Source organism: Tenuibacillus multivorans (genome assembly GCF_900103915.1).
GTDB lineage: Bacteria > Bacillota > Bacilli > Bacillales > Alkalibacillaceae > Tenuibacillus > Tenuibacillus multivorans.
Genome location: NZ_FNIG01000002.1, coordinates 208,740 through 228,926, shown reverse-complemented (window position 1 = coordinate 228,926; position 20,187 = coordinate 208,740). Strand labels below are relative to the sequence as shown.

The 20,187-nt window shown below is 35.6% G+C and carries 23 protein-coding genes and 1 pseudogene; 16 read left to right on the top strand and 8 right to left on the bottom strand.

From position 1 onward, the window contains the following. The first annotated feature begins 38 nt into the window (after positions 1-38). From BLP77_RS03835 to BLP77_RS03805, 7 genes are all read left to right on the top strand, one after another. Complete coding sequence (locus BLP77_RS03835; RefSeq protein WP_093855793.1) at positions 39-1,736, top strand: ABC transporter substrate-binding protein; 1,698 nt, start codon at positions 39-41, stop codon at positions 1,734-1,736. Between the two features lie 83 nt (positions 1,737-1,819). After that, positions 1,820-2,821, top strand: a complete 1,002-nt coding sequence (locus BLP77_RS03830) for an ABC transporter permease (protein WP_093855792.1) — start codon at positions 1,820-1,822, stop codon at positions 2,819-2,821. An 11-nt stretch (positions 2,822-2,832) separates the two neighbouring features. Next, on the top strand, positions 2,833-3,759 hold the full coding sequence (locus tag BLP77_RS03825) for an ABC transporter permease (RefSeq protein ID WP_093855791.1): 927 nt from the start codon (positions 2,833-2,835) through the stop codon (positions 3,757-3,759). 141 nt (positions 3,760-3,900) lie between these two features. Further along, a complete protein-coding gene (locus BLP77_RS03820) occupies positions 3,901-4,428 on the top strand; it encodes a sigma-70 family RNA polymerase sigma factor (protein ID WP_093855790.1) in 528 nt (175 codons plus the stop codon). Next, complete coding sequence (locus BLP77_RS03815) at positions 4,412-5,716, top strand: DUF4179 domain-containing protein (protein ID WP_093855789.1); 1,305 nt, start codon at positions 4,412-4,414, stop codon at positions 5,714-5,716. The genes BLP77_RS03820 and BLP77_RS03815 overlap by 17 nt, the downstream gene beginning before the upstream one ends. 141 nt (positions 5,717-5,857) lie before the next feature. Next, positions 5,858-6,772 (top strand): cytochrome c oxidase assembly factor CtaG, encoded by a 915-nt coding sequence (gene ctaG / locus BLP77_RS03810; protein ID WP_093855788.1) that lies wholly within the window; start codon positions 5,858-5,860, stop codon positions 6,770-6,772. A gap of 11 nt (positions 6,773-6,783) precedes the next feature. Next, positions 6,784-7,236 carry a DUF420 domain-containing protein gene (locus BLP77_RS03805; protein ID WP_093855988.1) on the top strand — a complete coding sequence of 151 codons (453 nt, stop codon included), beginning with the start codon at positions 6,784-6,786 and terminating at the stop codon, positions 7,234-7,236. A 32-nt stretch (positions 7,237-7,268) separates the two neighbouring features. Here BLP77_RS03805 and ytvI read toward each other — a convergent pair whose 3' ends face one another. Then, on the bottom strand, positions 7,269-8,327 hold the full coding sequence (gene ytvI / locus BLP77_RS03800; RefSeq protein ID WP_093855987.1) for a sporulation integral membrane protein YtvI: 1,059 nt from the start codon (positions 8,325-8,327) through the stop codon (positions 7,269-7,271). Between the two features lie 126 nt (positions 8,328-8,453). Beyond that, complete coding sequence (locus BLP77_RS03795; RefSeq protein ID WP_093855986.1) at positions 8,454-8,828, bottom strand: YugN family protein; 375 nt, start codon at positions 8,826-8,828, stop codon at positions 8,454-8,456. 188 nt (positions 8,829-9,016) lie between these two features. On the opposite strand from BLP77_RS03795, the gene ylbD reads away from it, so the two are divergent. From ylbD to BLP77_RS03780, 3 genes are all read left to right on the top strand, one after another. Further along, the gene (gene ylbD, locus BLP77_RS03790; RefSeq protein ID WP_176752948.1) at positions 9,017-9,430 is read left to right on the top strand and encodes a spore coat protein YlbD; all 414 of its coding nucleotides are present in this window, start codon (positions 9,017-9,019) and stop codon (positions 9,428-9,430) included. A gap of 116 nt (positions 9,431-9,546) precedes the next feature. After that, complete coding sequence (locus BLP77_RS03785) at positions 9,547-9,993, top strand: YlbF/YmcA family competence regulator (protein ID WP_093855786.1); 447 nt, start codon at positions 9,547-9,549, stop codon at positions 9,991-9,993. 24 nt (positions 9,994-10,017) lie between these two features. Beyond that, positions 10,018-10,293, top strand: a complete 276-nt coding sequence (locus tag BLP77_RS03780; RefSeq protein ID WP_093855785.1) for a YlbG family protein — start codon at positions 10,018-10,020, stop codon at positions 10,291-10,293. A gap of 34 nt (positions 10,294-10,327) precedes the next feature. On the opposite strand, the gene BLP77_RS03775 is transcribed toward BLP77_RS03780, so the two are convergent. The 5 genes and pseudogenes from BLP77_RS03775 to BLP77_RS16100 all read right to left on the bottom strand — a co-directional run bounded on the left by BLP77_RS03775 (position 10,328) and on the right by BLP77_RS16100 (position 12,985). Next, on the bottom strand, positions 10,328-10,714 hold the full coding sequence (locus BLP77_RS03775; RefSeq protein WP_093855784.1) for a DUF7147 family protein: 387 nt from the start codon (positions 10,712-10,714) through the stop codon (positions 10,328-10,330). A gap of 230 nt (positions 10,715-10,944) precedes the next feature. Next, entirely contained in the window at positions 10,945-11,763 is an 819-nt protein-coding gene (locus tag BLP77_RS15985) for an IS200/IS605 family accessory protein TnpB-related protein (RefSeq protein WP_245686795.1), read from the bottom strand. Between the two features lie 261 nt (positions 11,764-12,024). Continuing rightward, positions 12,025-12,501, bottom strand: coding sequence for a transposase (locus tag BLP77_RS15980; RefSeq protein ID WP_245686794.1), 477 nt, complete (start codon positions 12,499-12,501; stop codon positions 12,025-12,027). Between the two features lie 103 nt (positions 12,502-12,604). After that, positions 12,605-12,850: pseudogene (locus BLP77_RS16225) on the bottom strand (recombinase family protein); the annotation flags it as partial. A gap of 12 nt (positions 12,851-12,862) precedes the next feature. After that, entirely contained in the window at positions 12,863-12,985 is a 123-nt protein-coding gene (locus tag BLP77_RS16100; protein WP_281180289.1) for a hypothetical protein, read from the bottom strand. 368 nt (positions 12,986-13,353) lie between these two features. Here BLP77_RS16100 and BLP77_RS03755 point away from each other — a divergent pair, with 368 nt between their 5' ends. The 4 genes from BLP77_RS03755 to BLP77_RS03740 all read left to right on the top strand — a co-directional run bounded on the left by BLP77_RS03755 (position 13,354) and on the right by BLP77_RS03740 (position 16,720). Continuing rightward, positions 13,354-14,757, top strand: a complete 1,404-nt coding sequence (locus BLP77_RS03755; RefSeq protein WP_093855783.1) for a hypothetical protein — start codon at positions 13,354-13,356, stop codon at positions 14,755-14,757. Positions 14,758-15,055: 298 nt separating this feature from the next. After that, complete coding sequence (gene rsmD / locus BLP77_RS03750; RefSeq protein ID WP_093855782.1) at positions 15,056-15,613, top strand: 16S rRNA (guanine(966)-N(2))-methyltransferase RsmD; 558 nt, start codon at positions 15,056-15,058, stop codon at positions 15,611-15,613. Positions 15,614-15,624: 11 nt separating this feature from the next. Next, positions 15,625-16,107, top strand: coding sequence for a pantetheine-phosphate adenylyltransferase (coaD, locus tag BLP77_RS03745; protein ID WP_093855781.1), 483 nt, complete (start codon positions 15,625-15,627; stop codon positions 16,105-16,107). 88 nt (positions 16,108-16,195) lie between these two features. Next, the gene (locus tag BLP77_RS03740) at positions 16,196-16,720 is read left to right on the top strand and encodes a hypothetical protein (protein WP_093855780.1); all 525 of its coding nucleotides are present in this window, start codon (positions 16,196-16,198) and stop codon (positions 16,718-16,720) included. Positions 16,721-16,995: 275 nt separating this feature from the next. Here BLP77_RS03740 and ylbJ read toward each other — a convergent pair whose 3' ends face one another. Next, positions 16,996-18,222 carry a sporulation integral membrane protein YlbJ gene (gene ylbJ, locus BLP77_RS03735; RefSeq protein WP_093855779.1) on the bottom strand — a complete coding sequence of 409 codons (1,227 nt, stop codon included), beginning with the start codon at positions 18,220-18,222 and terminating at the stop codon, positions 16,996-16,998. Between the two features lie 154 nt (positions 18,223-18,376). On the opposite strand from ylbJ, the gene BLP77_RS03730 reads away from it, so the two are divergent. Both BLP77_RS03730 and BLP77_RS03725 read left to right on the top strand, forming a co-directional pair. Beyond that, the gene (locus BLP77_RS03730) at positions 18,377-19,168 is read left to right on the top strand and encodes a patatin-like phospholipase family protein (RefSeq protein WP_093855778.1); all 792 of its coding nucleotides are present in this window, start codon (positions 18,377-18,379) and stop codon (positions 19,166-19,168) included. After that, positions 19,158-20,177 (top strand): SepM family pheromone-processing serine protease, encoded by a 1,020-nt coding sequence (locus tag BLP77_RS03725; RefSeq protein WP_093855777.1) that lies wholly within the window; start codon positions 19,158-19,160, stop codon positions 20,175-20,177. The genes BLP77_RS03730 and BLP77_RS03725 overlap by 11 nt, the downstream gene beginning before the upstream one ends. Positions 20,178-20,187 lie beyond the last annotated feature (10 nt).

Sequence of the window (20,187 nt, the reverse complement as noted above, 5' to 3'; positions counted from 1 at the left end):
TTATCTAAAATATAATAAATTTTTTAGGGGGTAAAGGAATGAAAAAGTTTTCATTTTTATTTATCATGCTGCTATCTTTTATGTTAATTCTGGCAGCATGTAATGATGAATCAGGTGAGACTGAGGAACCTTCAGATGATGAAACTGGCGAACAAGAAAGTGGAACTGATTCGGAGTCTGAATCTGAATCAGAATCTGAAGAGGCTGATGCTGAAGAAGGTGAGCAAGTTTTAGTCTTTGGTCGCGGTGGTGATTCAGAGAGTTTGGACTTTGCGAGTACAACAGATGGTGAATCATCTCGTGTTACAAAGCAAATCTATGAAAGTTTATTAGATTTTGACAAAGAAAGCTTTGAAGTAGTACCAGGCTTAGCTCATGATTGGGAAGTTAGTGACGATGGACTAACATACACATTCTATCTAGAAGAAGGGGTTAAATTCCATGACGGCACAGACTTTAATGCCGAAGCTGTTAAAACTAACTTCGAGCGTTGGGCTGATCCAGAGCATGAATATGCATTTACAGAAGAAGGTTATACCTATGCTATTTATGGAACGATGTTTGGTGGATTTAAAGGTGACGAAGACCATGTCATTGATGAAATTAACGTGGTGAATGATCATGAAATTGAATTTGTATTAAAACAACCGCTTGGTTTCTTCCTTCAAAACATGGCGATGAGTTATTTTGCCATCACATCTCCAGCAGCTTTAGAAGAATATGGCCCAGCTATTAACGAAAATCCTGTAGGAACTGGACCATTTAAATTTGAAAGCTGGACGAGAGATGACCAAATTGTTCTAGAGAAAAACGAGGACTATTGGAAAGAAGGATTACCAAAACTTGATCGCGTTATCTTTGAAGTTATTCCAGATAACTCCGCACGTTTAATCGCGCTTCGTTCTGGCGAGCTTGACATTATGGATGGTCTTAACCCAGACGATGCCGATATTGTAGAACAGGAAGAAGGTATAGATTTATATACGCGTGCAGAAAACAATTTTGGTTATCTTGGTTTTAATACACAAAAAGCACCTTTAGATAATAAGAAATTGCGTCAAGCTATTAATCACGCAGTTGATCGTGAGGCAATTGCAGATGCTTTATATAATGGCTATGCCGTACCAGCTAAAAACCCAGTTCCACCAAGTTATTTAGGCTACAATGATGAGGTTGAAGGTTATGAATATGACCTTGAGAAAGCACAGGAATTATTAGCAGAAGCAGGTTATGCTGACGGTTTAGAAATTGATTTATGGACTATGCCAGTAGCTCGTCCATACATGCCAGATCCAGAAACGGTAGCAGAAATTATTCAAGCAGACTTATCTCAAATCGGCATTACAGTAAACATTGTTAGAGAAGAATGGGCGCCATATCTTGAAAAAACATCTAATGGTGAACAAGAAATGTTTATGCTAGGTTGGTCAGGTACAAATGGTGATCCTGATTATTTCTTAAGTAGTTTATTACATGGAGATAACGTTGGAGAAGGTAACCGTACTTTCTATGAAAATGAAGAAGTAAACGAGTTACTTGATCAAGCAAAAGTTTCGATTGATCAGGATGAGCGTGCGGATCTTTATAAACAGGCACAGGTTTTAATTTCAGAAGATTCACCTATGGTTACATTAGTTCATTCAAGACCTGTCTTAGCAGCAGCTAGTTATGTTGAAAACTATGTACCTCATCCTTCAACAAGTGAATCATTAGCAGAAGTAGAACTAAGTAATTAAAGATTAGAGGGTAGTAGGGCTACCTCTACTACCTTCTATTATTTAATGTTCAGCTAGGTAGTGACAATGATTGAGGTGAAAACATGCTTGCCTATACGATAAGACGATTATTAATTCTTATACCAGTATTATTAGGAATGACCATTATCACGTTTTCAATTGTTCATTTAATTCCCGGTAACCCAGCCCAAGTTATTTTGGGTGAAACAGCTACTGAAGAGGCTATTCAGAATCTTGAAGAGAATTTAGGGTTAAATGAACCAAAAGTTGTCCAATATGGTATTTATATGGCGGATCTCTTACAAGGGGATTTAGGCACTTCCCTCAAGACGAAAGCAAGTATCTCTGAGGAAATACTGCCAAAGTTAGCAGCTACAGCAGAGTTAACAATCTTTGCCATGATATTTGCCATTGTAATTGGTGTTAATGCGGGAATTATTAGTGCGTGGAAGCAAAATTCTTGGTTTGATTTTTTTGCAATGGTTTTCGCGTTAATTGGTGTCTCTATGCCAATATTTTGGTTGGCGTTAATGGAACAATGGTTATTTGCTCAAGAATTAGGCTGGTTACCTTCTAGTGGAAGGGAAAGTAGTCGAGACCCAATTGATCCTATTACGCATTTTTATGTGTTAGATTCGATTTTACATATGGATTTTGAAAGGTTGTTTGTTTCTTTAAAACATCTTGTTTTACCTAGTATTGCATTAGGGACAATCCCCATGGCTATTATTGCTCGTATGACGCGTTCAAGCATGTTAGAAGTGATGAAGTCAGATTATATCCGTACTGTAAGAGCGAAGGGATCAGGACAATTTCTACTGATTTATAAACATGCGCTTAGAAATGCGACAATACCCGTCTTAACTGTTATAGGTTTACAAACTGGTGTATTACTAGGTGGTGCGATTTTAACCGAAACGATCTTCAGTTGGCCAGGGATTGGTCGTTATGTTTACGATGCAATTACCTATCGTGATTATCCAGTGATACAGTCCGGAATTTTAGTTATCGCATTTATTTTTGTACTGATAAACTTGATCGTCGACTTGTTATACGCATATGTCGACCCTAGGATCAAATATTAGGGGGGATAATAATGAGCACTGAAGAAAAGAAGCAACAGTCTGAAGAAATAGATTCCAACCCCGTACAATTTCATGAAGACCCTGAGGAAATCCAAGCCATCTCACCGTGGAGAGATGCATTTAGACAATTACGGAAAAGTCCTTTAGCTATTACCGGTACAGTTATCATTTTATTCTTTTTAATATTAGGGATTATAGCGCCATTCATTACAGGATATGGCTATGATGAACAGTTTTTAAAGGACCGATTAACACCACCAAATAGTGACTATTGGCTAGGTACAGATGATGTTGGGCGTGACATTTTTACACGCATCGCCTATGGTGCTCGTATCTCATTAGCGGTCGGTTTCTTTGCTATTGTTGGTGCCTTAATATTTGGTACATTTTTAGGAATTGTCTCAGGATATTTTGGAAAATGGATTGATATGCTAATTTCACGGATTTTTGATATTTTATTAGCATTCCCTAGTATTCTATTAGCTATTGCCGTTGTAGCAATTCTTGGCCCTTCATTACAAAACGCGTTAATAGCCATCGCTATTATTAATATACCAATTTTTGGACGATTAGTTCGTTCTAAAGTGATCAGCTTACGTGAAGAAGAATATATTTTAGCTGCAAAGGCACAAGGGTTAAAGAATGGTAGGATCATTTTTAATCATATTTTGCCAAATAGTTTAGCTCCTATTATTGTCCAAGCAACATTAGGTTTTGGTACAGCTATACTTGAGGCGGCAGCTTTAGGGTTTTTAGGACTTGGTGCACAGCCTCCCAATCCAGAATGGGGGAAAATGTTAGCGGATTCCAGAGATTTTATACAACTAGCACCATGGACATTAATTTTCCCTGGTATATCCATTATGTTGGTCGTATTAGGATTTAACTTAATTGGTGATGGATTAAGAGACGCACTGGATCCAAAAATGAAAAACTAATTGCGATTAAAAGTTAAAGCTAGTAAAGTAAAAGCCAGTCATTGTACTGGCTTTTATTTTTTGTGTTAAAAATATAATTTTTTAAAACGAAATGTCTATAAATATGTCTAATGTTTAGATAGAGAAAAGGAGGGGGTTGTATTGGATTCTATTGACTTGGATCAATTTCATCAAGACGATGATGTGTTTTTGCTGGCGATGAAGCATTATCGTGTGGATTTATATAAAACAGCTTTAGCCTTTTTGAAAAATAAGGATCATGCTTTAGAAGCTATCCAAGAGGTTACATATCGCGCGTATAAAAAGAGAAAACAACTTAAAAAGCCAGAGTATTTAAAGACATGGTTGATTCGAATCATGATCAACTATTGTCAGGATGTAATAAAAAAACAAAAACGATATCTTCCATTTAAGCGTCAGGCTGAACGTGCAAGTCATTCTTCTGATTTCCAAAAAGTATGGATAGATGATGCGATCAAACAATTAAATGATCATGAACAAGAACTGATTTATTTAAAATATTTTCACGGTTTTACTTATAAAGAATTAGCTATGCAATTTAGTCAACCAGAAGGTACGTTAAAGACGAATATTCACTCTGCTTTAAAAAAGTTAAAGAAGGATCTAGGTGATGACAAGGAGGGTGGCATGAATGAAAGATTCAATTGAGCATGAATTAGAAAAATGGAAAGAAGAATATCAAGAGTTTGATTCTAATTTGGATAAAATCGATGCTGCGATTGATCAAGGTTTCCAAAAAGCAAAACAAAAGGGCTCAAAACTAAAACCTGTGATGATGACAGCCATCACGACAGCTGCTGTATTATTATTTGGTTTTATAGCCATAATAAATTTCTCACCGCGTTTTCAAGAGCAAGTTTCTCAAGTACCAGGAATTAATAAGATTGTGGAATTAATATCGCAGGATAAGGGGTTAGAAACTGCATATGATCATGATTATTATGAACCGATTGGTATGTCACAAAAACAGGGGGATTATGAATTAACCATTGATGGTGTCATTCGGGATCAACATGGACTAATTGTATTCTATACGATAAAGAGTGATGAATCGAAGAGACGATTGTACTTGGGCGATATATCAATTACGGACTCAAATGGTGAAAGATTACCTGGTGGTTCTTCATCATATGGTTCTCCGGAAAAGGGTGACAATAATGAATTTAGTGGAACGTATAAATATTTTAGCCAAGAACCAATTAAGGCCAAACAATTTGTGTTTAATGCAAAACTAAGTCCGAGTAACGGTATCCATTTTTCTATACCTTTCGAAGCACAAAAAAATCCTGACCCGATACAATATGACATCAATGAGGAAGTTACCGTCCAAGGTCAGAGTATATTGATTGAATCTATAGACATCCATCCAACTCGAACTGCTGTTCAAATTCAATACGACGCTAGTAATGATATGAAAATTTTTGGCATTGAAGATATGCGTTTAGTTGATGGAAGTGGTGAAGAATGGGGTGGTATTTCAAACGGAACAACACGTACAGGACCTGATGACGAAGGTTATATCTCTTACTATTTGGAGAGCAACTATTTTGATATACCAGATGAACTATATTTAGAATTTTCTAAGCTTCAAGCACTGCCAAAAGACGAAGCGTATCTCAAATTAGATTTGGATCAAGATAAAATATTATTTGATCCATATAACCAATTTGTCGATTTTGAATATGAATCGCATGGTTATTTGACGTTGAGTATGAAGGCCAATGAAGAATTTTATAGTGTTCCATTTGGTCAAGTCATAAATGAGTCTGGAAATGAGATTGAAACAAATCATAGTCATGGCACGACCGAAATCGTTGATGGTGAGGAAAGAGATACTTATGGTCAATCCATCGAGCGAACAGAAGGAATCGTGACAGTTGAATTGAGCGCCTATCCACATTGGATAGAAGAGCCTGTTCGGATTAAAATAAAATGATAGAGGAAGCTATACGTTTTCTTAAGCGTATAGCTCTTTTTAAATTCAACAATTTTATTAACGATGGTGGAATTAGTCGAGATATCAGTTAGATTCATGTATACTTAAATTTGAAAGTAGCGACCTTCGAGGTGATAAAACATGTGGGATAAAATTCAAATCTTTGGGTTCGAAGCGTTGTGGAATCCAGAAATCATGATTATAACGATTGTTTTAGGTTTATTATATTACTTATTTACTGGCCCTTTAAAGCATAAAGCAGGGGTTAACAAAGCTCCAACAGTGAAGCAGAAGATTGGTGTTTATATTGCATTATTCCTGTTTTACGTTGTAAAGGGATCTCCTGTTTATTTATTATCGCACATTGTATTGATGGCACATATGATTCAAATGGCGATTTTCTATCTACTGGTTCCAATATTAATCATTAGAGGTTTACCTGTTGAATGGTGGCGAAAATTATTTAATACGAAAGGCATCAAACAGGTGTTAACTTTATTAACTAAACCATTAATTGCGATCATCCTTTTTAATGGATTGTTTTCGCTCTATCATATCCCAGCCATTCTAGATTTTTCAAAAACGAATAACTTTATTCATTGGAGCGTTACGTTAATTATTTTATTTGCTGCGTTTTGTATGTGGTGGCCGTTATTAAGTCCATTAAAAGAACAATTTTTCATGAGACCATTATATCGAATCATTTATATTTTCGGTAATGGCTTCTTAATAACACCAGCATGTGCTCTAATTATTTTCGCTGATTCCCCGTTATATGCGACTTATTCTGAACCAGATGCGTTTATGACGGCGTTAGCGCTATGTGTTCCAGTTGATGTATTACAAGGTATGAGTTTAGGTGGTCCGCAAATTTTCCTAAATATGCCGTTAGTATACGACCAACAAGCAGCGGGTATTATTATGAAGGTTTTACAGGAAGTCGTTTATGGTGGTGTTTTAGCGAAGGTCTTCTTTAATTGGTATAATAGTGAAAGTCGCGAGATTGATCCATTACCATCACAGCAAAAGATAACCCCTAATGTTGAAAGAGGTTGATGAACATGAATATACCATTTTTGGCAACAATTAGTACATTATTCATTGTACTAAGCGCTATATGTGTAGCAATCGGATGGGTTCTCATTTCAAAGGATAAAAGAAGGCAACACAAAAATGTGATGATTACCGCGGCTGTATTCGCTCTATCATTTTTCATTTTGTACATGTCTCGAACGATATTTATTGGTAATACAAGCTTTGGTGGACCAGACGATGTTAAAATCTATTATACTGTGTTTTTGATCTTTCATATCATTCTAGCTACTACAGGAGCTATATTCGGTATAATTACATTAACTTTAGCGTTTAAACGAAACATTACGAAACATCGAAAAATCGGACCTGTAACAAGCGTAATCTGGTTCGGTACAGCCATCACAGGTGTCGTCGTTTATTTATTGCTTTACATTATATATGAAGGTGGCTATAGTACGAATTTATTTAGGGCCATTTTGGGTTAAAAAAAGCGTTCTGATAACTTATCAGAACGCTTTTATATTTTCATGTTCCATTTGATAATGCCAGCTTCTTTTGCTGAGTTAAATAGAATGACGAATATTGGGCCGAGGAAAAATCCTAAGAAGCCTATTAATTGTAACCCTAAAAACATTGCAATAAGTGTTGGTAATGGAGACAACCCGATATGGTGCCCCATCACTTTCGGTTCCACCGTTCTTCTAATGGCTAAAAGAATGATCGCTAATACTGCAAGTTGTGTACCTAACATGATATCTCCCGTAAAGAACATATAGAGTGACCATGGCCCTAATACAATTATGGAACCAATAATCGGGATTAAGTCGACAAGCCATATTATGATGGACATGATTAATGCTATTTTAGGCGTAATGATTAATAAACCAATTAAGGTAACGGTGAATATGATTAAACTCACTAAAAATTGGGCCTTTAAAAAGCCTAATAAAACGTAAGATAAGCGGGCATTCATGAATTTAAACTTTTCTTGAGTCTCATCTGTCATTATACTATAAAACTTATTTCTTATGTTTGGTAACTCTAGCATAAATAGGAATAGGGCGATGAGATAGACTAGTAAATTAATTAAGAAGTTTGGAACCTTCATAAAGAGCTGTGTAATATTATCAATGTAATCAATTTCCTCAAGCTGCTCTCCGTACTTTGATAAAGTCGTTGAAACTTGATTTTCAGCCTGTTCAACAAATTCGTCCGGCCAATCCTCTGTATAATCCTCTACTTTAGTTCTTAACTCAGTTAGTTCTGTTTCAATTTCGCTTATGTAGGTTGGAATATTATCCTGTATATTTTTAATCTGCCCAATGGCTTTTATCGTTGTGTACGTACCAATGGTAGCAAGAATACTGATGAGTAGGATAAAGACAATTGAAACTGCTATTTTTCGGTTGACGCGGAAACGCCTTGTGCAAAGCCGAACAAGTGGATTCACAAATAAAGCAGTTAGAAAAGCTAAGATGAGTGGGACTGAAATCGGCAAGATGAAGTAGGCAAACAGTAATAATAAAACGATATAAATTAGAATTGTCCACTGTTTTTTGGTTACATTTTTGAACAATTGCATTTAAGTCCCCTTTCAACTCTAACATCATTGTAGATGGTCCTTGGTAAGTTTTATATCATATAGTGTTTACAGGTAGGCCAAGTGTTAAACACCAACCTACCTGTCAGAGTGTGCATTAAATTAATTAGTTTCTGCTTGGAATTGCTTAAGTTGATCATCAACATTATTGAGGATACGTTCAGCCTTATCAATGATGTTTTGAGGGAAGCCTTGTTCTTCACCATATTCAACACCATGTGGGTAATGGTGTATTCCTAATAAAGGTGTAAGTATTTTAATAACAGCTTTACCTGAATCTACATCACCTTCAATTGCATGACCTTGAACGCGAATATAATAAGTGATGTTTTTTTCTGGTGAGTTAACTTTGTAATCATATGTGACGCGTTCGTAATCCCATTGACCTGCTAGAACAAAACCATTTCTTTCCATAATATATGTGAGTGGTTGTAAATCTAATACAGTGTCTTGAATTTCAGTGTTTTCTAATTTCATTTCCTTCACCTCTAACATTAGTATCATCTTAAATTCATCATATTATGAAAAAGTGAATTAATCAATTATTTCTAAGTAAATATTGTGAATGTGTAACAATTTAGTCAAATTATTTGTCATAAGTAGACACACATTCACCCAATTGAAATTATAATATTACAGCAAGTATTATGAAGGATGTGATCATATTGAGTCTTCAATTACCTGATGAAGTTCAAAAATTTAAGAAGTTTGTACAAGATCGTGATGGCATTGTTGAAGAGGTTAGAAGCGGTAAATATACATGGCAGCAATTATTCGATATATGGCGTCATGATGGCGATGATGATCAATTTTGGGACCGATATGAACTAAAGACAGCTTCAAGTAATAGCTCTAAAAATGATTATATGAAGAAATTATCTAATGTTTTTGATACCATATCTAAAATTGATTTTGAACAGCTTGAAAAACAGGTTAATAACCTGTCTAAAACGATTGATCAGGTACAAAAGTTTCTAAAAGAAACAAAAGGTCAAAATCAAGTAAACCAACCGAGCCAGAACCCATTCAGTCAAAATCAAGGCCAGAACCCCTTTAGTAACCACAACCAGTTCTTCTAGGGTTTTGTAGCATAAACGCCACTTTCTTCACTATATTAAGGCTATGCTTATGATCAAACAATAAGGTAGTCATTTGGTTAACTTTTTGATAAGATAAGATATACGGAGGTGGGTTTATGCTCGCTAATATAGAAGTTATAGAGGCTTTAGAGCAGGCAGAAAAACTAGGCCAAATGATAAAGCAATCAGAAGACTTTGATATATATCAACAAAGAAAAGAAGATTTATACCTTGATCCTAAAGCTCAAGAGCTGATGCAAAATTTCACGAATACAAAGGACCATTATGAAGATGTCCAGCGCTTCGGACGTTATCATCCCGATTATAGTAAAATTATGAAGGAAGTCAGAACGATTAAACGCGATTTGGATATGCATGATACGGTTGCGATTTATAAACAGTCTGAAACGCTTTTACAAGGATTGTTGGATGATGTATCTGAAATTATTGCTAATTCAGTGAGCGAAAATATTAAAGCGCCACGAGATGGGGTTGCGTTAAAAGATACTGGTTCTGGTTGCGGCTGTGGTAGTGGTGGACAATGCGGTTGCCAAGCCTCTTAATTTGGTACGAAATGAGGTCTTAACATGATAACAAAACGACAAGGAATTATCGTATGGGTTAAACATATTAAATATGCTAAACGATTAAGACGTTATGGGCATCTCATTTATGCATCAAGAAAGCAGAGATACTTACTTATATATGTTGATCAAGACCAAATCGAAGACACGCTGGAACAAATTCGACGTTTGAATTTTGTAAAAAATGTTGAAATTTCCTATAAACCTTATATTGATACTGTATATCAAACAAAGGTTCCGAAGAAGGATAAGGAATATGAAATGAAGAGTGTATTCTAGAAGAGCTAAAACGGCATCGCCGTTTTAGCTCTTTTTAAATGGGTGGTAACAAATGATTTAATCGTAGAACAGCGATGATTTGTTGAAAATATTGTTCTTCCTCGTGATACGTTTCTGAAGGAGGGACAGTAAATTCAACGATAGGTTTATCAAACTGTTCACTTAACGCTTTAAACATTTCATATCGCTTATTTCTTTGGTCATTAGGTTTAGGAATACCTTCTAAACAGATATAAATCGGATGGAAATTCCCTTGATTTGTCGGTTTAAATATACAGGCTAATGAAGTCCTTTCTTCATCGTTTTTAATGGTGTGTAAAGCCAGTAGTCGGTCTACTCGATCTGGCATGGCTTCCATTAATGTAAATAATTCAAACACATCACCATACCCCTCACCTAGTTTTATGATTCGTTGTGTCATGATCATTCCTGGTTACTAAAATCTATAAAAATCTAAATCGCCACTGAACCAAGAAAACGTGACATACCGTGAAGATTCTCACTCCACTCCGTTAGAAGAGGGTTCTCACCCTCTGTCATGTACCTACTGTACAAGACAATCTACGGCTCCCTGTTAGGGACGGCTGCTTGCGATAAAACCATTTCTTCCGTAGATCAGCTACCGCAAGTCAAGTAAATTTTAGCCCCAGGTTACACCTCCTTCAGTTTCATTTGATGTTGGTCTAACCATAAAGTTTTACGAACGATATTCCATAATGACCATAAATGGATGTCTTTAAAATTGTTTATTTTATGAAGCAACATTCCTAGATACTTACGCCGCCTTTTTCCTTGTTCGGATTGCTTTTCGGTTTCTTCCATGGAACCAAGTTTTGCAATCAAATGCGGTTTTACTTTTTTCTTTAATTCATGTATCAATGCCTTCGGCATTTTTTCTTTAAATCCTAAGCCTCTTCGCGCAATCACAAAAGAGGCTGCTTCATGAACAGAAATTCCATATTTTTTGCTATATTTGAATCGTCCAATAACGGACGTATAAGCAGGATTGATTTTTTTGATTAAAAATCCATAACGTAACCCTCGACGAATGATACATTCAATTAACTTTTTCTTCTTAAAATTGTGTGTTAAACGATTAAACTTTCGGTTTGTATCATGTTGTTGACTCAATGTCATATTTTCAATGATAATCGCTCCAACGTTTTTTGAGAGTAACCATTCAAAGAATGCTTTTACAGTCTCACCAATTATATTGTCACGCTTATTTGAACCCACATACTCCAATTCATGACAGTAAAAATTCTTACTTTCAATAAAGTTGCCTTGCTTTGTAGCTAAACTAACTGAAATGTGGTCAATATTAATGTCAATACCAGCTACAACGTCTTTTAAGATGTCTGTCCGGCTTACTAATACCTCTCCATATTCTGTTTCATCGTAGATGAAATGGGCGTAATAATCTCCGTTTTTACGTTTAATTTGAACCGTATATGCTTGATAGAATTCCATCGTTTTTCCTTTTACATGAACTTCATCCGGCATCACCGTAGCGATGATGTCTTGAACATATTTATCTGGAATCGAAGATTCTACCTCGAAACGAGGTGCTTGTCGTTTTCCTTCTTCCTTACGTAACGGATCACTGATATCAAAATAAAATGTACCGTCACGATGTACTAAGCGGATGTTAAGGTTCCCTTTCTTACTTTTATCACCACGAGCATATAATTCGTTAGTGCGAAGGTCTTTCCATTCTTCATTAGTCAGATTTCATTTCCTACGCTCTATGAAGTTTTTACGCCCTCCAAAGATGACAGTAGGGATTGTGCTGTTTTCTTGATGTTGTTGTAAATCGTAAAGTTTGGCTTGTAGTTTTTCGGCGCGCTTTCCTAGTCCTTTTAAGCAAGTTTCTAAATCCACCACTTTAGGTGTTTTTCGACCTGTTTGATAATCATGAATCTTTCGTTCTGTTTTTTGAATCTTTGCTTCCGTATCTTCGATACGTTGAGGTAGTAACTCTTGTTGACTAGTAATGATCGATTGCGCTAACAATACAGCATCTTCCGCATACCGTTTATTCACCTTAAACTTAGCTGGCATGGTCTTGTTTAAATAGCCAACAGATTGACCTTCAAGCAATCGATTAAATGCATATCGTTTCATCGAAGAAAAAACACGCATCAGATCATCTAAATGCTTCTTTTCTTCTGTATTGGGATGAAGTTTAATCATCCGAACTGTTTTCATCGTTTACACCTCGCTTTAACGTTTTTTCTATTTCTTGAGAGACACGTTTACCGTAAATTTGTGCTGAAAATGATGTTGTAATGGCGATTAAGTCCTCAACTAGTTATTGCTCTCCATTTATACTTTTTTCTTCAAGAATAATAATCTTACAACCTAACCCATTTAAATGATTCTCAAGATAATGATAGCCAAAACGTGCGAGTCTATCTTTATATTCAATAATTAGATAAGAGTTCTCTTCTTCCTTTATTGCTTTTAGAAGGTTGGATAATCCTTTACGGTTTTCATTTAAACCACTAGCGGCATCTTCAAAAATATGATTAATTTTGTAATTATTAGCAACAGCATATTCAGTTAGACGTTATTTCTGTCGTACTAAATTCCCTGCATCTGCTTGTTTCTTTGTTGAAACTCTAGCATAAATAGCAACATGTTTCGCTTCTAATGATTTAGATTTTTCCCCGTGTTGAAGAAGTTGTTCCATGGAATAACGACGGTGCCCCAAAGGAGTTCGTTCAACCTCAATATAACCTTTTTTCTCCTAATTCCTAAGTGTTTGGTCTGAAACACCTAATATTTTTGCCGCTTCTCCAATGCCTACTTTTTGCTGATTCATTTCTCTCACCTCATAATAATGGAAAAATTGTTACTTTAATTATTACCATAAATTATAAGATTTTTCTAATTATTTGTTAACTGTTTTTACCTCCCGTTTAAATGTAGCATGATTAGACGTTATTGGCACGTAGAGTACTGCTCCAATAAAAAATTAACACTCGATGAGATTTCTTTATGAAACTTGTTGTCGCTTTTGATAGAATAGAGTCGACTACCGTTAAAGGAAGATGGCTTATGAGATTGATAGTTATGACAGCATTTATGATAATTGTCAGTATAGTATTAGGGGCGTATCAATGGCTTGATTATCAATCTAGCCAAGTCGATCACCAACAACAGCAACAACCTACCATAAATATTGAGTTAAAAGAGAATGAGAGTCAACTTTCTGTTCAGGTATTGATTGAACATCTACCATCTGATACATATACCATTAATCAGCCTGAACATGCCAAACATTTCACCTGTAACCTTTCAGAAGGTCAAGTGTGTTTAGAGGATGAGAACCAACTTAAGCTCGAACAAAAGCAAGTTGTGATCTTATCCTATCATCTTCCTTTACAGAACGAAGAGATAAACTACTTTTTAAGTTGGTTACCTGAGGTTTATGATAAAGATGGCCTTATTAAGACTCCAGTAAAAACAACCTTAACTAGTCCAAGTGGAGTTAATAGCCATTGGTTTACGCATCAACAGCCAACCTTTTCAGAAACACTCGACCATATTCGGTACCAGGAATGGACCTTTCAATCCGATACCGACATTCCATTGGTCAATATAAAGGGACAATATGATAGCTATAGTTTGAACGACCGAGTTAATCTTGTGTCATCGATTCCGATAAAACTCCAGCCTTTTAATGATTTATTAAATCGAGGTTTTCAAGATGTAAGGCAAATTTTTATTGTGAGCCCTAAGCTTGATCCATTAAAGCTAGAAAGCCTTTCTGTTTTAAATAGTAGTGAAAAAAGACACATTGTCTCATCATTATTGACCTCAAAATTATTGAGCTTAACGGATGAGAAAGAAGAAAGCGGTTTGTTATTAGATGTCGTTAATGCTTATTTTTTTACTACGGATTTACAAACGAGTAAAGGCAAACAAATGCTTGAGAGTTTAAGACAATCTGTAACGGGTAACAAAAAAGATGAATGGTTAGATGAATTGTTAAATCTCGACCAATCAGATAATCATTTAGCCAATATATTAGAGCAATCATTGTTACCATTAGACATTCATACGAACTTTTTTACGTTGAATCATTCAAAGGAAAAATTTACGCCGTTTTATGGAATGGACCAAAGAATTATTACTTTAAATCAAAAACCAGTTGATCAGGAATGGCAGGGTATTATTTACGAAAAACAGTCGTATTTACCGTTAGAATCTTTAATCGAAATAACCGGGATGACCTTGACTAAAACTAATGATGAAGAACTACTTGTTCATGATGGCACTAATCGTTTTCGTTTTTATCCTGAACGCGATTTATATATTATTAATGAAGCGAATTATCAGATTGATGAACAACTACTGGTGGATATTAATAACAAGTTGTATATTAACACATCACTTGCGTCTCAAATATTTCCTTTTTCAATTGATGTAGGTCAAAACAATATCAATATCAATCAATAAGGAAAAACGGGCCTTTAAGAGAAGTCTTTTATCCTTTAATGAAATTAAACCATTTTAAAAGCGTAAAAAAAGTGGCTCTCTTTTAATCCTCAATTAAAAGAAGAGCCACAACTCTCTGCAAAAACACAGAGAGAGTACAAAAAGGGAGAGGAGAAACCGGAAGAAGGTCTTATGGGGAATGATAAGACTTTCTCCGAATCGAACGGATTCCTCTTAGTTCCGTTCTAGAATTAATTTTGACCAATTAGGTTAAAATTTATACATAAAAATATAAAAGTTTTTTAAGTTGGTGATTAAAATGAGAGTAATCGCAGGAAAATATAAAGGACACGCTATAAAAGCAGTACCCAATCATAAAACTAGGCCAACAATAGATAAAGTAAAGGAAGCTTTATTCCAAATGATTGGTCCATTTTTTGATGGAGGACGTGCACTGGATTTATTTGCTGGAAGCGGCGGGTTAGGATTTGAAGCGATTAGCCGTGGCATGGACGACGTCGTTTTTGTCGATCAACAGTACCATGCTATTCAAACCATTCGCGAGAACGCCCGAATACTCGACGTTCACAATCAATGTCAAATATACCGTAATGACGCTTTTCGTGCTATTAAAGCCGCTAGTAAACGCGGCAAAACGTTTCAATATGTATTTTTAGACCCCCCTTATGGAAAGGTATCTTTTGAGGATTTATGTCAAGCATTGGATGAATTTGAGTTATTAGAAAATCAAGCTTTAATTATTTGTGAACATTCTCAAGATGAACAATTGCCAGATTCTTTTGATAGATATACAATGGTAAGGCGAGAAGAATACAGCTCACAAACTGAATTAACCATTTATCGATACCAAAAATAGGAGGAACATATATGCCAAAAACAGCTATTTGTCCCGGAAGCTTTGATCCAATTACATATGGGCATTTAGATATTATTCGACGCGGTTCGAAAATTTTTGATCACGTCATTGTCGCAGTTTTCAAAAATCAATCGAAATCACCTTTATTTTCAGTGGACGAGCGTTTAGAATTGATAAAAGAAGCGACGCGTGATTTGCCAAATGTATCCTGTGATGAGAGTCAGGGTCTACTCGTTGATTATGCCAAAAGAAAAAATGTTGATGTCATTTTACGAGGCTTACGTGCGGTCAGTGATTTTGAGTATGAAATGCAAATCACATCTATGAACCGTAAGTTAGAGGAGGATATTGAAACATTTTTCATGATGACGAATAACCAGCACTCCTTCTTAAGTTCTAGTATTGTAAAAGAGGTGGCTAAGTATCAGTCGGATGTCACCGATCTCGTTCCGGAAGTAGTTGCTGAAGCCTTAAAGCAAAAATATAGATCATAAAAAAGCCGATTATTACCTATCATCCCTTTTCATTATCTTCTAAATATTTTATCATGAAGTGGATTATAAAAAGGTGGGAAAAATTATAATGAAAAACAATCATAAAATTATGTTCTTTAGTTCTATAATTCTTAACATAATTTTAGTTATTGTAGTATTAATAGGATATATAAATATTAATCTTGAAAATGAGAATATATTTATTTTTCAAGTACAGGATAAATTAATAAGATTGGAAGGCTTAATCGATTATCAGGAGGAGAATGATTGGGAGGATTCTGAAATCGTAGCTGTTAAAATGAGAGAAATCGTTAATGGGCTTGAAATGGGCTTAATGAACGGAAAAAATTTACACGTTCTTAATGAGGAAGAGAGTGAAATTCTAGAAAGTTTAGCTGATAAATTGAATAAATTTACATTCGATAAACCCTATGAGCTTGTTAATCTTACAGATGAACATAAAGAATACTATGCAGCATTAAGAGATTCTCTAAATGAGGCGGGGTTAAAAATGAATTCACAAATAAGTAAGGATTGGGAAACATTTTTTCATCAGGCTAAAAAACTAGAAGAATCTATAGATGTGCCTTCGGATATAAGATATAGTAATTGAGGTAGCTTATATATGTAGTGTGAACAAGAAAATACCTTCAGCAAGATGTTGGTTCAAAGCAGTTTAGAGGCTAGAAAATCAGTATATTAGATTAAACTCATGGATAAGGAGACCAATCACTATACCAACGGAGTCATTAGTTCAATAAGGGATCAATATTCAAGAGGCACTAGGAATTTATCCAAAGTGCCTTTTTTGTGTGACTTTAATGTGAATTGTCGTGAAATAACTTGCGGGTCTCAAAATAAAGATTGTATCTCATAACAGAACCTAATTTAGTAGGCTCTTTTTAATTGTGAAAATAGAATGATACATCCCACTAATAATGCGCTCAAGGAAATCCATTGGCCATATTGCTCGAGCCAATTCCAAACATCCATCCAAAAATATGAAGGAATAGAGCCAGCTTCGGAATCGACCGCAATATCCTGTGGTGCATAAGCACTGCGGTTTAAATATAAAGGTTTAAAAAGAATGATTGTTAGCCAAATCGAAAAAAAGATGTGTAAGATTCTAGCGAAAAAATAAGGTGCAAATCGGATATCTGTTGGAGCTAAAATACTGGCGACTTGAGCTTGAATAGAGAATCCGTTAAACGCCATGATTGCACTGACAAAGACTAGTTGAATAAGTAATGTTAAATTTTCAGTATTGGAGATCATTTGAGCACCTAATGTAATTTCAAATAAACCTGCGATAAACGGTAAGGATAAGGATTCAGGGATTGAGAATAGATCGAAGAGTTGTCCTAATATATAGCCGATTTTATTCGTCGCACCCGTTTCAAATAACAATTTATTAATAACAGAGAATAAGACAATAAATCCACCGATAACACATAACGTTTTAATAGAAGATGTAACAGCTTGTCCTAAAACTTGACCTAAAGGTTGATTCTCTTTAATGCGTTCTTCATGTAAGGTTCTCCAAGCTCTTTTAAAAAATGAATCAGAATGTACTTTTTCATTATTCTTCATTTTATGGTCATCGTTATATCGATAAAAACGCATGCACAGGCCTACAAGTACAGCTCCGATATAGTGGCTACAGGCTAATAGCAGCCCCGTTTTCGGATCGTGAAAAAAACCGACAGCAATTGCGCCAAATATAAATAAAGGGTTAGAAGCATTCGTAAAGGACACGAGACGTTCTGCTTCCGTTTGTGTCAGAACACCTTCTTGTCTTAATCTTGATGTAATCTTTGCTCCCGAGGGGTATCCACTAGCTAATCCCATTCCGATGACAACACCCCCTGATCCAGGTATATTAAATAGTGGTCGCATTAAAGGTTCAAGGATCATTCCAATTAAACGAACGATACCAAATGCAAGTAATAGTTCAGCCACAATGAAAAAAGGCAGTAGCGATGGAAAGACCACTTCTAACCAAAGTGTAATACCGCGAATCGAAGCATCGAATGATTGATCAGGATATACGATGATGGCTATTGCCAAAAAAATTGTACTAATAGAATAAGCTATCGTTCGAAATATATCAGCCACGAACTCTCCTCCTAAGTCTAGATATCACTTGCTGTACGAATAGAATATCGAATAGTAAAATATAATGGGATAACATAAAATTTTTTCTTATACACTATACGCTAGGTAGTCCATTATTTATGCATACAAGCTACAGTTGAACAGGAGGAGAAATATGAGCGAACCTAAGATAGGTCTAGCTTTAAGCTCAGGAGGCGCTAGGGGATTTTCTCATTTAGGTGTGATTAAAATTTTAGAGGAACATCAAATACCTATAGATTATATTGCAGGTAGTAGCATGGGTGCATTAGTCGGAGCCTTTTATGGAGCGGGTCAATCTGTCAAAAGCCTTTATCAACTAGCCAATACCTTTAAACGAAAGTACTTTTTGGATTTTACCGTACCTAAAAAGGGGTTAATTCAAGGAGAGCTCCTCAAATCATATATTAGTATGTTTACATATGGAAAGAATATAGAGGACTTTCCCATCCCGACGGCTATTGTCGCAACTGATATATATAGTGGTGAAAAAGTTGTTTTTGAGAAAGGAGATGCAGCAAAGGCGGTTCGTGCAAGTATTTCAATTCCAGGTGTGTTCGTTCCGGAAAAAGATGGCGATCATTTATTAGTTGATGGTGGAGTAATTGATCGTATCCCAATATCAGTTGTCAAAGATATGGGAGCGGACATAATCATTGCAGTTGATTGTTCAAAATTTGAAAAAAATACAGAAGTTTATTCGATTTATGATATTATTATGCAGAGTATTGATATTATGCAAAATGAGATTACTAATTACCGGATGATGGATGCCGATGTTGTCATGCGTCCTGAAGTGTATGCCTTTAGCTCAAGGAATTATACTCAAATTGGTAAAATCATCGAAAAAGGTGAGGAAGAGGCTTATCAACACATCGATAAAATTAAAAAAGTAATTGCAGATTGGAAGGATCGACATGCAAATTAAACGGAAACAGTTTATTTTATTCATCATATTACTAATTCTAATATTTTTCTTAACAAATTTTAAATTAGATTATTATATTTATCAACCTGGTGATATTTATGCTTTAGATGATGTCGTTGAAGTAGAGGGAAGATTCGATAGTGAAGGAGAGCTACATTTAGTAACCGTTCGTGGTGGTCAAGCTACACCTATATACTATTTGTGGGCACAATTAAGACCGCATTACCAAATTTACGATTTAGAAGATATTCGTCCAGAGGGGACCAACCAAGAAGAATACATGGAACTCCAGCTTCATGCCATGGAATCTTCACAAGAAGCGGCTACAGTTGTCGCATATCAGGCGGCTGACAAGGATATCACGATTAACTATCAAGGTGTTTATGTGATGGCTGTTGTGGAGGATATGCCGGCGAAAGGTCATCTTATGCCAGGTGATCAAATTAAAGAAGTAAGCGGAAATGACGTATCTTCTGCCCAAGATTTACTTGACTTAATCGAACCTTATCAAGAGGGTGATGTCATTGATCTTAAAGTCGTACGCGAGGGTGAAGAAGTAGAGGTAAGTTTTCCTTTAGGAACATTTCCAAACGAACCCGATCGTGTCGGATTGGGAATATCATTAGTAACCGATCGTGAAGTATCTGAAAACCCTAAAATTGACTTCGATAGTGGTAGTATCGGCGGGCCGAGTGCTGGCTTAATGATGTCATTAGAAATTTATGATCAACTAACATCAGAGGATATAACAAAGGGCTTAAAAATTGCTGGTACAGGAGAAATTGATTACGATGGAAATGTTTATCGTATCGGAGGTATTGACAAAAAGGTTGTAGCCTCTCATCGTAACGGTGCAGATATTTTCTTTGCTCCGAATGAAGGGGGTAAAGAAAATTCCAATTACCAGGTCGCTAAAGAAACAGCTGAAGAAATCGGAACCGATATGGATATTGTACCAATTGATACATTCCAAGATGCGTTGGACTATTTAAATCAATTACCAGAATAAAAAAGGCAGG

Bases quoted from the DNA above. Each gene is read 5' to 3' on its own strand.
- BLP77_RS03835 (WP_093855793.1), top strand. From the start codon at position 39: ATGAAAAAGTTTTCATTTTTATTTATCATGCTGCTATCTTTTATGTTA.
- BLP77_RS03830 (WP_093855792.1), top strand. From the start codon at position 1,820: ATGCTTGCCTATACGATAAGACGATTATTAATTCTTATACCAGTATTA.
- BLP77_RS03825 (WP_093855791.1), top strand. From the start codon at position 2,833: ATGAGCACTGAAGAAAAGAAGCAACAGTCTGAAGAAATAGATTCCAAC.
- BLP77_RS03815 (WP_093855789.1), top strand. From the start codon at position 4,412: ATGAAAGATTCAATTGAGCATGAATTAGAAAAATGGAAAGAAGAATAT.
- ctaG (WP_093855788.1), top strand. From the start codon at position 5,858: ATGTGGGATAAAATTCAAATCTTTGGGTTCGAAGCGTTGTGGAATCCA.
- BLP77_RS03795 (WP_093855986.1), bottom strand. From the start codon at position 8,828: ATGAAATTAGAAAACACTGAAATTCAAGACACTGTATTAGATTTACAA.
- BLP77_RS03785 (WP_093855786.1), top strand. From the start codon at position 9,547: ATGCTCGCTAATATAGAAGTTATAGAGGCTTTAGAGCAGGCAGAAAAA.
- BLP77_RS03780 (WP_093855785.1), top strand. From the start codon at position 10,018: ATGATAACAAAACGACAAGGAATTATCGTATGGGTTAAACATATTAAA.
- BLP77_RS03775 (WP_093855784.1), bottom strand. From the start codon at position 10,714: ATGACACAACGAATCATAAAACTAGGTGAGGGGTATGGTGATGTGTTT.
- BLP77_RS15985 (WP_245686795.1), bottom strand. From the start codon at position 11,763: ATGGAATTCTATCAAGCATATACGGTTCAAATTAAACGTAAAAACGGA.
- BLP77_RS15980 (WP_245686794.1), bottom strand. From the start codon at position 12,501: ATGAAAACAGTTCGGATGATTAAACTTCATCCCAATACAGAAGAAAAG.
- BLP77_RS16100 (WP_281180289.1), bottom strand. From the start codon at position 12,985: ATGGAACAACTTCTTCAACACGGGGAAAAATCTAAATCATTAGAAGCG.
- BLP77_RS03755 (WP_093855783.1), top strand. From the start codon at position 13,354: ATGAGATTGATAGTTATGACAGCATTTATGATAATTGTCAGTATAGTA.
- rsmD (WP_093855782.1), top strand. From the start codon at position 15,056: ATGAGAGTAATCGCAGGAAAATATAAAGGACACGCTATAAAAGCAGTA.
- coaD (WP_093855781.1), top strand. From the start codon at position 15,625: ATGCCAAAAACAGCTATTTGTCCCGGAAGCTTTGATCCAATTACATAT.
- BLP77_RS03740 (WP_093855780.1), top strand. From the start codon at position 16,196: ATGAAAAACAATCATAAAATTATGTTCTTTAGTTCTATAATTCTTAAC.
- BLP77_RS03730 (WP_093855778.1), top strand. From the start codon at position 18,377: ATGAGCGAACCTAAGATAGGTCTAGCTTTAAGCTCAGGAGGCGCTAGG.
- BLP77_RS03725 (WP_093855777.1), top strand. From the start codon at position 19,158: ATGCAAATTAAACGGAAACAGTTTATTTTATTCATCATATTACTAATT.